Annotated in this window: 11 protein-coding genes and 1 tRNA gene; 1 reads left to right on the plus strand and 11 read right to left on the minus strand. The window is 51.3% G+C overall.

The features are described 5' to 3' along the window. Position 1: 1 nt before the first annotated feature. The 11 genes from LG202_RS05385 to rnr form a co-directional block, all read right to left on the minus strand. The gene (locus LG202_RS05385; protein WP_230347375.1) at positions 2-628 is read right to left on the minus strand and encodes a YfgM family protein; all 627 of its coding nucleotides are present in this window, start codon (positions 626-628) and stop codon (positions 2-4) included. Positions 629-642: 14 nt separating this feature from the next. Then, on the minus strand, positions 643-1,458 hold the full coding sequence (locus LG202_RS05390) for an ABC transporter ATP-binding protein (RefSeq protein WP_230347376.1): 816 nt from the start codon (positions 1,456-1,458) through the stop codon (positions 643-645). Continuing rightward, a complete protein-coding gene (locus LG202_RS05395) occupies positions 1,458-2,291 on the minus strand; it encodes an ATP-binding cassette domain-containing protein (protein ID WP_230347377.1) in 834 nt (277 codons plus the stop codon). The genes LG202_RS05390 and LG202_RS05395 overlap by 1 nt, the downstream gene beginning before the upstream one ends. Continuing rightward, entirely contained in the window at positions 2,288-3,547 is a 1,260-nt protein-coding gene (hisS, locus tag LG202_RS05400) for a histidine--tRNA ligase (RefSeq protein ID WP_230347378.1), read from the minus strand. The genes LG202_RS05395 and hisS overlap by 4 nt, the downstream gene beginning before the upstream one ends. A 25-nt stretch (positions 3,548-3,572) precedes the next feature. Continuing rightward, entirely contained in the window at positions 3,573-4,859 is a 1,287-nt protein-coding gene (ispG, locus tag LG202_RS05405; protein ID WP_268867567.1) for a flavodoxin-dependent (E)-4-hydroxy-3-methylbut-2-enyl-diphosphate synthase, read from the minus strand. A gap of 3 nt (positions 4,860-4,862) precedes the next feature. Further along, a complete protein-coding gene (locus LG202_RS05410) occupies positions 4,863-5,801 on the minus strand; it encodes a RodZ domain-containing protein (RefSeq protein ID WP_459724514.1) in 939 nt (312 codons plus the stop codon). Between the two features lie 2 nt (positions 5,802-5,803). Continuing rightward, positions 5,804-6,547 carry a type IV pilus biogenesis/stability protein PilW gene (gene pilW / locus LG202_RS05415; protein ID WP_230347380.1) on the minus strand — a complete coding sequence of 248 codons (744 nt, stop codon included), beginning with the start codon at positions 6,545-6,547 and terminating at the stop codon, positions 5,804-5,806. Continuing rightward, entirely contained in the window at positions 6,544-7,632 is a 1,089-nt protein-coding gene (gene rlmN, locus LG202_RS05420; RefSeq protein ID WP_230347381.1) for a dual-specificity RNA methyltransferase RlmN, read from the minus strand. The genes pilW and rlmN overlap by 4 nt, the downstream gene beginning before the upstream one ends. Before the next feature lie 10 nt (positions 7,633-7,642). Next, positions 7,643-8,068: a nucleoside-diphosphate kinase gene (ndk, locus tag LG202_RS05425; RefSeq protein WP_230347382.1), complete on the minus strand. Its 426-nt coding sequence runs from the start codon at positions 8,066-8,068 to the stop codon at positions 7,643-7,645. Positions 8,069-8,297: 229 nt separating this feature from the next. Continuing rightward, complete coding sequence (gene rlmB, locus LG202_RS05430; protein ID WP_230347383.1) at positions 8,298-9,053, minus strand: 23S rRNA (guanosine(2251)-2'-O)-methyltransferase RlmB; 756 nt, start codon at positions 9,051-9,053, stop codon at positions 8,298-8,300. 4 nt (positions 9,054-9,057) lie between these two features. Further along, positions 9,058-11,424 (minus strand): ribonuclease R, encoded by a 2,367-nt coding sequence (rnr, locus tag LG202_RS05435; protein ID WP_459724656.1) that lies wholly within the window; start codon positions 11,422-11,424, stop codon positions 9,058-9,060. A 199-nt stretch (positions 11,425-11,623) separates the two neighbouring features. On the opposite strand from rnr, the gene LG202_RS05440 reads away from it, so the two are divergent. Beyond that, positions 11,624-11,710 (plus strand) — tRNA-Leu (locus tag LG202_RS05440). The last annotated feature ends 458 nt before the right edge of the window (positions 11,711-12,168 follow it).

A 12,168-nucleotide genomic window follows, 5' to 3' on the forward strand; every position in this document is an offset into this window, starting at 1 on the left:
CTTAGCTGCCGAGTGCTTCCAGCTTGTGCTCGGTATACTTGTAGTAATCACCTTGCATATCAAGCTTGGTCAGCGCGTCTTTATAAGCGGCCTTGGCATCTTCCGTCTTGCCTTGCGCCACGAGCACATCGCCTTTGAGGTCGGCAATCAATCCTGCATAACCTGCGTCAAGCTTTTCAGACAAGGTCTTTAGTGCTGCGTCATACGCTTTTTCTTCATATTGGATAGAAGCCAGCTGCAGCGATGCAATGGCACGCACAGCGTCTTCCTTCGCATTCTTGGTTGCCCAAGTCAGTTGCGACTTGGCGCTTTCCAAATCCTGCTCCTGATAATTGAGCTTGGCGACAGCAACGGCAGCGCGGCCTGCATACGGCGTAGAGGAATATTTATCGATCAGCTCAGCAGACAATGCACGGATCTTGGCAGCATCCTTAATATCAGTGTTGGCCATGTTCTGGTATTGCACAGAAGCCGCTGCCGATTGTTGATACTGATAGTACTTCCAGCCTTCGTAGCCACCAAAGCCTACCAAGGCAACAGCTGCTACGCCAACGATGGCATTGCCATTACGTTTCCACCAGCTCTTGAGTGCATCCAGCTGATCCTGTTCTTCCAAATCGTATGCCATGCTCTTTCCTAAAATTACGCTGCCAAGGACTTACGTCCAGGGATAGAATTCAACAAATTGCGGGTGTAGTCTTGGGTCGGAGTATTGTAAATACTCTCAACTTTCCCCTGCTCTACGATGCGCCCCTTGTACATCACAGCAATATCATCCGCAATATGACGTACTACACGCAGGTCATGGCTGATAAAGATATAGCTCAATTCCATCTCCTGCTGCAGGCTTTTCAACAACAACAAAATCTGCGCCTGAATCGATACATCCAGGGCAGAAACTGGTTCATCACACACCACCACCTTGGGTTGCAGCACGAGTGCACGGGCAATGCCAATGCGCTGACGCTGACCGCCGGAAAACTGGTGGGGATATTTATTCATATCGGCAGCGCTCAAGCCAACTCGCTCCAGCATCTGCACGACCTTGTCTTGCTGCTCTTTTGCCGTGCCAATTTCATGGATCACCAAGCCCTCGGCGACAATATCCCGCACTTTCATGCGCGGGTTGAGCGAAGCAAATGGATCCTGGAAAATCATCTGCAAGTGCCGACGCTCTTGCCGCAGTGCACTACCCGAAAGACCTGCCAGATTATTGCCCTGAAAAATGACTTCGCCACTATCCAAGGGCTGCAATTGTAACAGACAACGCGCCAAAGTGGATTTGCCGCTACCAGACTCCCCCACTACCGCCAGCGTACTGCCTGCACGCAGCGAAATATTGACCTCATCCAACGCCTTGACCTTGGTGCTGCCGAAGCCAAAACGTCCGCTACGCTGGGTATAGGATTTATTAAGACCGCGTGCCAGGAGGATATATTTGTCTGGTGTAGCACTCATCACGCAACTCCTGTGTTCAACCAGGCATAATCGATAGGTTTGAGTGGTTTTTTGCCCTCGGCATCAGGCACGCAATCAAGCAAAGCTTGAGTGTAAGGATGCTGCGGGTGTTGTAGCACGGCTTTTACCGGCCCTGCCTCAACAATTTCGCCGCGGAACATGACCACCACGTTATCAGCAATGTCAGCCACCACGCCAAAATCATGCGTGATGAACAACATGCCCATATTCATACGCGTTTTTAGGTCATCCAATAGCTTGAGTATTTGTGCCTGCACCGTCACATCCAATGCAGTTGTCGGCTCATCGGCAATTAACATGGCAGGCTCGCAAGCAATGCTCATGGCAATCATGACACGTTGGCGCTGGCCACCGGATAACTCATCCGGATAACTATTGGCGCGCTCTGGCGGGATGCCAACCTGTTGCAACAAACTGGCTACGCGTGATTTAAGCGCAGCGCCGGTAAGCTTGAGATGCTGGGTCAGGCTTTCGCCTATTTGATAGCCTACGGTCAATACTGGATTGAGGGAGGTCATGGGCTCCTGGAAAATCATGCCGATTTCCTTGCCACGGATTTTCTGCAACTGGGCATGGCTGGCCTGCGCAATATCACGCCCCTTGAAATGAATGCTGCCGCTTTTCAATTGCAATTGATCCGAGAGCAAGCCCATCACCGCCAACGCTGTCAGGCTTTTACCACTACCTGACTCCCCCACGATACAAGTGGTCTTACCCGCTTCCAGCGCAAAAGAAACCTGCTTAACCAACAAGCGCTCCGGCTCAGCCTTAGGCGTGATAGTCAGGTTCTCAATGCGCAGCAGTTCGGTCATGTATGTAATGCCTCTATCGCTTGGGACAGCGACATTCTGCGTTGCTCGCCATTTTCGCGCAATGGTTTCAGGCACACTTCATTCGCTGCCACTTCATCATCGCCCAAAATCAATGCATAAGGTGCGCCACTCTGATCGGCTTTTTTCATTTGTGATTTGAAGCTGCCACCGCCCGCATGCAGGTTAACGCTCAAACCACTATCCCGCAGCGCTTCCGCAATCGCTAACGCCGCTTTGCTGGCGACATCACCGACATTCACCAGATATACATCGGGGCTATTGCTCGCCTCAATACCGCACTCTTGCATGAGCAGGAACACGCGCTCCAAGCCAATACCAAAACCACATGCTGGTGTTTCCTTGCCACCAAGGCTTTGCACCAGACTATCGTAGCGCCCACCGCCTGCTATCGTGCCTTGGCTACCCAGCTTACTGGTCACCCATTCGAACACGGTGCGATTGTAGTAATCCAGGCCCCGCACCAAGCGCGTGTTCAAGGTCCACTTAACGCCCAACTGGTCAAGCTGGTGGGTCACGCCCGCGAAGTGAGCGCGGCTTTCCTCACCCAGGCTGTCCAACAATTTAGGTGCGGCTTCTATCATCGCCTGCATCGCAGGGTTCTTGCTATCTAGGATACGCAAGGGGTTGGCATGCAGGCGACGCTTAGCGTCATCATCCAGGATATCTGCGTGTTGCTCAAAATAACGGATCAGCACTTGGCGATACTCCGCACGCTCAGTAGCATCCCCAATTGTATTCAATTGCAGCTCAACTGCATCTGCCACGCCTAGCTCACGCCACAATCGGGCGAGCATGGCAATCTGCTCAGCATCGACATCAGGCCCGGTATAGCCAAATGCTTCAGCACCAATCTGGTGGAATTGGCGCTGGCGGCCCTTCTGCACATTCTCATGTCGGAACATCGGGCCAATGTACCAGAGACGCTGTGGCCCGTTGTAAGTAAGACTATGCTCAACCACCGCACGGACACAACCCGCAGTCCCCTCTGGACGTAAGGTAAGACGATCACCATTCAGCTTGTCTTCCCAGGAGTACATTTCCTTCTCAACAATGTCGGTGTGCTCACCCACCCCACGGATAAAAAGCTCTGTCGGCTCTACGATAGGCAGACGGATATTACGATAGCCATACTGGGCCAGCACACGCCGGGCGGCATCCTCCAGCCGTTGCCACAGCGCGGTATCGGCTGGGAGAATGTCGTAAAAACCCTTGATACTTTGAAACTTATCAGACATAGATACTTAATGAATTTATAGTGTTCTAGATGGCTTTAACCGGGATGGTTTTCAGGCCCTTGCCGGATACCTGCTGGCGCAAACGCCCGCCTTCGGCATAATTAACGCGGACATACTCTTCCACGATCACCTTGAAGTCATCAGCAATAGCTTCGCCCTTGAGGGTGACAGTTTTTTCGCCGTCCACATACACTGGCGCAACTGGCACTTCTCCAGTTCCTGGCAGGCTAATACCAATATTGGCGAGCTTGGATTCACCAGGACCATTCACGACACAGCCCATCACAGCCACACTCATGGTCTCAACGCCAGGGTATTGGCTACGCCAGATCGGCATCTGATCACGTAGATAACGCTGGATGCTTTGTGCAAGCTCCTGGAAAAAAGTTGATGTCGTACGCCCGCATCCAGGGCAAGCTGTCACCAAAGGCGTAAAAGAACGTATGCCCATGGTTTGCAATATCTCCTGCGCCACCACGACCTCCTTGGTACGAGGTTCGCCTGGCTCGGGTGTCAAGGAGACACGGATGGTATCACCTATGCCATCCTGCATTAGCACAGATAAGGCGGCTGTGGATGCCACAATACCTTTGGATCCCATGCCAGCCTCAGTCAAGCCAAGGTGCAATGGATAATCACAGCGACTACCCAGATCACGATAAACCTTGATCAAGTCTTGTACCGCGCTTACCTTGCAGGAAATGATGATGCGGTCACTTGGCAAGCCCAAGTCTTCTGCCTCGGCCGCATTTTCCAAAGCGGATTGAATCAGCATTTCGCGCATCAAGGCATCTGCCGTCAATGGCGCTGCACGCTTGGAGTTTTCATCCATCATGCGTGCCATCTTGGCTTGATCCAGGCTACCCCAATTAACGCCAATACGCACCGGCTTGTTGTAATCAATCGCTGCCTTGATCATGGCAGAGAATTGCTCATCACGCTTGGAACCCTTGCCTACATTGCCGGGATTAATGCGATATTTCGCCAAGGCCTCGGCACAATCGGGATATTGCGCCAACAATCGATGCCCATTGAAATGGAAGTCACCAACCAGCGGGACATTACAGCCAAGATCATCCAACTGACGGCGGATGCTAGACACTTGTGCAGCTGCCTCTGGCGAGTTCACGGTAATACGCACTACTTCGGAGCCTGCACGCCACAGCTCATATACTTGCTTTACCGTCGCAGCTGCATCTGCAGTATCGGTATTGGTCATGGATTGCACCACGACCGGTGAACTGCTACCAACTGGCACATGGCCAATCATGACGGTCTTGGTGTTGCGACGACTGAGTGTTTGATAATCCAAGACTTACTCCAACCTCAGACGAGCCACATTTACCTTGGTATAAGGAGCAAGGTCAACGGGGCTATTATTGTATTCGAGCTTGGTGCCATGAATATTACCGACCACAATCCTGAATGGAGGCTGACCAGCAATCATTTCCTCGCTACTCGGGGCGAGTGTTTTATTCAAGATTTGCTTGCCATTACCATCAAAAACACTAACCCAGGTCGCTTCAGTCACAGAAAATTTAAGCCGGGAACCCTCAACCTGTGGTGAAGCTTGCCCCCCCTCACTGGATGAAGGCTGCGGAACAGCCGCTTGGACAGGTGATATTGCAGGCTCTGTCGTAGTTTGTGGCGCTGTTGCAGGGACAGAAGCTGCTGCTTGTTCTGGCGCAACTGCACTTTCAGCGGACGCTGGGGATACAGGCTCTGATGGCGCTACATTTTCCAATGCTTGCCCTTCGATCACACTATCCTGCTCAACGATACTAGACACTGGCGAATCTGCTAATGCCGGTACAACATCATGCTTCTGGAAAAAATCGACATAGAGTATCCAGGCTGCGAGCAACACTACCAGCAAAACACCGAACCAGACATAAGGTCGCCATGACATACCAGGCTCACCGGAAATCACGATATTGGCAGAGGGAATGCTGATCGCCTGGCCATCTTGAGCAGGGACATATTGGCTATAAACCCGCAACAACGGTGTAGCATCAATATTGACCAAGCGTGCATAGTTACGAATAAAACCACGCGTGATGACAGCTTCAGGCAATACAGCAAAATCATCATTTTCCAAGGCCTGCACTTGGCGCAGGCTTAGACGCAGCCGGTTGGCAATATCTTCCGCCACCAGCCCAAGATTTTCCCGCGCGGCCACCAATGTGGGTCCAATGCGGTCAATATAAGTTGGCGCTACTTGTACATCCTGTTCAGGAGAATCGTGCTCACTCATCATTACTGTCCTGACAATAATTGTTTTGTTTGCTCGGCGTTAGGGAATTTTCTTCTCAGCTGCAAGGCATAACTGGCTTCACTATCCCGATCCCCAGTCTCTCGCGCTAGCTTGATACCCAACCATAGCATGTCGGCAGTCGGGCTATTGCTTTCCAAAGCGGGGTTGAGGTAATTACGCGCAATACCATACTCGCCACGGCTATGCGCAATGACTGCCAATTGATAACCAGCCTGGAATAGTTGTGGCTGCAATTGCAGCGCATGTTGCAGATAAAGCTCGGCTTGCTTGATATCTTTCTTGCGCAACAAGCAAGTACCAGCATTCATGTAAGCCACGCCAGGCGTCACGTATAGCGGGTTCTTGACTGCTTCGGTGAATTGAACGATAGACTCATCAATTCGGTTACGGGCGCAGAGAAAGCTACCGTAATTATTGCGAGTTTCAGAGCTTTTGGGGTCTAGCTGCAACGCCTTGCGGAAAGCTGTATCCGCCTTCTCATCCTCGCGCAATGTGCCGTAAACCAAGCCCAATCCATTATATGCAGGGGCATAGAAAGAATTGATCTGCGCAGCAAGCTCAAACTCTTCAAGTGCAACTGCAATCTGGTTCTGGGCGTAATATCCGGCCCCCAGCTCAGTATGCACACGGGCACGCTCGCGACTGGCTTCGGTATCTTGCTTGGTTTCAGTAGCGGCACATGCAACAAGCAACAACCCGGCAACAGCAACCAGGTACTGCTTCATGCAATCGCCTCCACCTTGATACGGCGTAACGAGCGCTTGGTCTTGTCCTGCACCTTGCCAGCCAACTGACCGCAAGCTGCATCAATATCTTCGCCACGCGTCTTGCGTGTAGTGACGATATAACCTGCCTGCATGAGAATGTCGCGAAAACGGCGGATATTATCTGGTTTGGAAGTATCGTAGCCGCTATTGGGAAAGGGATTAAAAGGAATCAGGTTAAACTTGCATGGCACATCCTTGACGATGCCCAGCAATTGCTTGGCATGCTCGACAGTATCGTTGACTCCATCCAGCATCACGTATTCAAACGTCACAAAATCGCGTGGCGCTTTTTCGAGGTAACGCTGGCAAGCTGCCATCAATTCAGCAATCGGATACTTGCGGTTGATAGGGACAATCTCATCCCGCAACGCGTCATTCGGCGCATGCAGGGAAACCGCCAGTGCTACCGGGCACTCCTCACGCAACCTATCCATCGCAGGCACCATGCCAGAAGTAGACAAGGTCACGCGACGGCGACTCAGACCATACGCGGAGTCATCCAGCATGATATTCATGGCAGCGACGACATTATCAAAATTGGCCAGCGGCTCACCCATCCCCATCATCACCACATTACTGATGATACGGTCGCCTTTGGGGTCACGCCCCAAGGCTTTGTTAGCCACCCACAACTGACCGATAATCTCGGACACGCTGAGGTTACGGTTGAATCCCTGCCGACCGGTGGAGCAGAATGTGCAATCCAGCGCACAGCCTACTTGCGATGAAACGCATAACGTCCCGCGCTCATCCTCGGGAATAAAAACGGTTTCAACGCCATTGCCTGCACCTACGTCAATCAACCACTTGCGCGTACCGTCTTCCGATATTTGCTCGAGATGGACTGACGGAGGCACAATCACGGCCTCCTTGGCGAGCTTTTCACGCAACGCCTTGGCTATATCGGTCATCTCCCCAAACTCTTTCACGCCAAAGTGATGCATCCAGCGCATCATCTGTTTGGCACGAAATGGCTTCTCGCCAATACTTTGGAAGTATTCGGCGAGCGAAGCCTGGTTCAAGTTAAGGAGATTGACCGTCATGCGCTAACCCTTAGCGGCTATATACGTTGGATTGCGCGAAGAAATAAGCGATTTCGTTCGCAGCGTTTTCCAGGGAGTCAGAGCCGTGAACAGCATTAGCATCGATACTGTCAGCAAAGTCAGCGCGAATCGTGCCAGCATCAGCCTTCTTAGGATCAGTTGCACCCATCAGATCACGATGCTTGAGCACAGCATTTTCGCCTTCCAGCACTTGCACAACCACTGGACCAGAAATCATGAACTTGACCAGGTCGTTAAAGAAAGGACGCTCTTTGTGAACAGCGTAGAAACCCTCAGCATCAGCCTGAGACAGTTGTACCTGCTTGGAAGCAATGATCTTGAGGCCAGCATCTTCAAAACGGGTGTAGATCTTGCCGATCACGTTCTTGGCAACTGCATCGGGTTTGATAATGGAAAGGGTACGTTCAACAGCCATGATGACTCCAAAGATAATATTTGAGAAAACAACTACGGAAAGACCGATAAAATAACATTTTAGCGGCCCAAAATAAAGCTAGGGCACAATATTTACCCTGTATGTTGGGGCAAGCGCCACGCACTTGCCCCGCTAGTATCAACATGCATCATGACAGGCTCACGACAGATTGAGCTGCATTCAAAAACTCAATCTCGAGAATTAAAAGAATCCCACCATGGGCAGGAGATCAACCCTGCTGTGATATTCGCTGCCTGCGTGCTTCGTACAAGCAAATACCGCTTGCCACCGAGACATTCAGACTCTCAACCGATCCAAACATGGGGATGCTAATTAAGCTATCACAGTTTTCCTGTGTCAATCGGCGCAAGCCAGTACCCTCTGCCCCCAACACCAGAGCCAACGGGCCTGATAAATCAGTAGCGGGTAAATCTGCGTTAGCCTCAGCAGCAGTTCCTACAACAAAAACACCAGCATCCTTGAGCTCTCGCAGGGTGCGTGCCAGGTTGGTCACCGCGATAAATGGCACAGTTTCCGCCGCACCACAAGCAACCTTACGCACGGTAGCATTCAAGCCCGCCGCCCTATCCTTGGGGGCAATCACGGCATGCACCCCCATTGCATCAGCCACGCGTAAACATGCACCGAGATTATGCGGGTCTTCAACACCATCCAGCACCAGGAAAAATGGTGGCTCTTTGAGGTCAGATTCAAGAATATCGTGAATATCCTTGTAGGGAATCGGTGTATCAATCGCCCGTGCAATCACCCCCTGATGGCGCGCATTACCACCCGCCATTCCATCCAGCCGCGCACGCTCTACTTGCATCACACGCACATTGGCATTTTCTGCCATCTGCAATAAATCCTTCATCCGCGCATCCACCCTGTCCTTGTCGATCAGGATTTCCTGAATGCTCGCCCCATGCTGGCGCAAACGGCTCAATACGGCATGAAAGCCAAACAAAATACGTGCATCACTCATTCAATTAACTAGCTTTCTTCTTTGTGGTTACTTTAGCGCGGGATTTTCCATTACTTGCGCGCGGCGGCTTTGTCCGCGACTTCTTGGCCGTTGGCGTCGTGGCCACTTTGCGTACTTTCGGCTTACTGACTACTTCCTGAACCAATACTTCCAGCAAGGACACAGATTCCTTAACTGCAGCCTGGCGACGTTTAGGCTTTTCCACCACCTGCTCAGTCACGGTCTTAGCAGCCTCAACCGCAGCACCTTGCTTGCCGCGACGACGCTTGGTAGATGAATCTTCGGGGGCGGATGATGCCTGCAATTGATCCTCTCTGGCAACTAGGCTGAAATCCACACGGCTGGTTTCAAGGTCGACACGCGCTACCTTGACGCGCAGCCTATCTCCCAAGCGGAAGCGCACTCCAGTCCGCTCGCCCAGCATTTCATGCCTGACCTTGTCGAAATTGAAGTAATCATTTCCCAGCTCAGTGACGTGCAGCAAGCCCTCCACGTAGACACCATCCAGCGCAACAAACAAGCCAAAACTAGTCACGCCTGCGACGGTACCATCAAACTCCTCACCGATTTTATCCTGCATGTAGTAGCACTTGAGCCACGCTTCCACATCGCGCGTCGCATCATCAGCACGCCGCTCGGTCATGGAGCAATGCTTACCCAGCTCCTGCCAATCACCTGCCTTGTAGGTTTCACCATTTAACACGGCCTTAATAGCGCGATGTATCAATAAATCCGGATATCGACGAATTGGCGAAGTAAAGTGCGCATAGGCCTCATACGCCAAGCCAAAATGGCCAATATTATCTGGACTATATACTGCTTGCTGCATGGAGCGTAGCAATACGGTTTGCAACAGCTGCTCGTCGGGACGCCCCTTGATTTGGGCCAGCAATCTGCCATAGTCCTTGGCATGCGGGCTATCGCCGCCGCCCAGCGTAAAACCAAACTCGCCCATGAAGGTACGCAAGGCCTCCAGCTTTTCCTCAGTCGGGCCATCGTGAATACGATACAAGGCAGGATGCTCACGCTTGCCAAGAAAATCTGCGGCACAGACATTGGCAGCCAACATACATTCTTCAATCAAGCGATGCGCCTCATTGCGCGAAGTCGCCTCAATGCGCTCAATCTTGCCATTATCATTGAACACCATCAGGGTTTCGTTGCTTTCAAACTCAATCGCCCCACGCTTCTCACGTGCCGCAAGCATGATCTTGTATAACTTATACAAATGACCAACATGCGGCACCAGCCAATCATATTCACGCGCAACCTCGCCCTGGGGGTTGCTGATCATGTCAAACACGTTGGTATATGTCATCCGCGCCTTGGATCGCATCACCGAGGGATAAAACTTATATTGTTTGATGCTGCCAGTGCTGCTAATTTGCATATCGCAGATCATGCAAAGCCTGTCCACATCGGGATTAAGGGAACACAGACCATTTGACAAGGCTTCAGGCAGCATGGGAATAACCCGACGTGGGAAATAGACCGAATTGCCACGCTCATAAGCATCTTTATCCAAACCATCACCTGGCTTGACGTAAAAACTGACATCGGCAATCGCCACCACCAGCCGCCAGCCTGTGCCCTGTGGCTCACAGTAAACCGCATCATCAAAGTCGCGCGCAGTTTCACCGTCAATCGTCACCAAAGGCAGCTCGCGTAAATCTATGCGCCCCTTCCAATCTGCCGCACGCACTTGCTTGGGATATTTTTGCGCCTGCTTGAGCGCTGCTTCGGAAAAATCATAGGGTAAATGATGCTTGCGCAGGGCGATCTCGATTTCCATGCCAGAGTCAGCATAATTACCAAGAATTTCAATCACCTTACCTACTGGTTTGGCATGCGGGGATGGTTGCTCTGTTAGCTCCACGGTTACCACCTGCCCATCCTTCGCCTCCATATCAAGGTGATAAGGAATCAGGATATCCTGGTTAACGCGCTTATCCTCGGCTGCCACGATAGTGACGCCATGACTACTGATCACACGCCCTACAAGCGTCTTGGTCGAGCGCTCCAACACCTCAACAATCCGCCCCTCTGGCCGACCACGCCGGTCCACGCCAGCAGGACGCACCATGACGCGATCACCATGCATCACCTGAGCCATTTCACGCGGAGAAAGGAACAAATCATCCCCTCCATCATCGGGAATGAAAAAGCCGAAGCCATCCGGATGCCCCTGCACCTTACCTGCCAGCAGATTCACCTTACCAGTAATACACAAGGCCCCTTTGCGATTCTGCAAAATCTGTCCATCTCGCTCCATCGCGGCCAAGCGGCGACCAAAAATCTCTTGCTCAGCTTTTTTAATGCCAACCAGCTTATAAAGCTGATCCACGGTCACAGGCACCCCCTGCTCTTCCATCACAGACAAAATAAACTCTCGACTAGGCAATGGGTTATCGTATTTTGCAATCTCTCGCTCTGCATGAGGGTCTTTGGCCCGAACTCCTTTGGGCTTACGTGACGAAGTGGTTTTTTTCACAGCTATCGTTTTAATCTGCTTTTTTTTCGTTGACAAAATGTAACTTTCCTATAGAATGCGCGGCTCATCGATATTCGATGCCCAGATGGCGGAATTGGTAGACGCGCTAGGTTCAGGTCCTAGTGGTGGTAACACTGTGGAGGTTCGAGTCCTCTTCTGGGCACCAAATGATTGATCAAAATGCGCACCGTTACTGAATTTCAGGCGGTGCTTTTTTGTTTCTATACCTAAAAATATACCTTCCAGCACTTCCCTAGACCAAAACTGTAATCTCATAAGCGGGCATTGTCCCACTAAAACCATTACAGGTCTAAGACAATATCTGCTGCACGCCACCAAGGCATCAAACCTAGCTGGCCCTCGCCTTTTACCGAGTCCGAAAACTCCCGCATTTTTATCGAGTCAGATAATTGTAGACATTACCCACTGCCATATTCATGGGAAACAAAATTTACCTGCACTCGAAAAAGCAACCTCCAGGTAATTTATTGATTAATGGCCAATACAATTCATATCCAACTATTGCACTCGTTAATGTCTGTGAAAGTAAATGTGTATGCCGGGTGAAGGTAACTTGGGAAGCGCGGGAATAAAGAATGCCTGAAAGGTCTGGACTTAATCCGG

The organism is Methylobacillus methanolivorans (assembly GCF_054588515.1).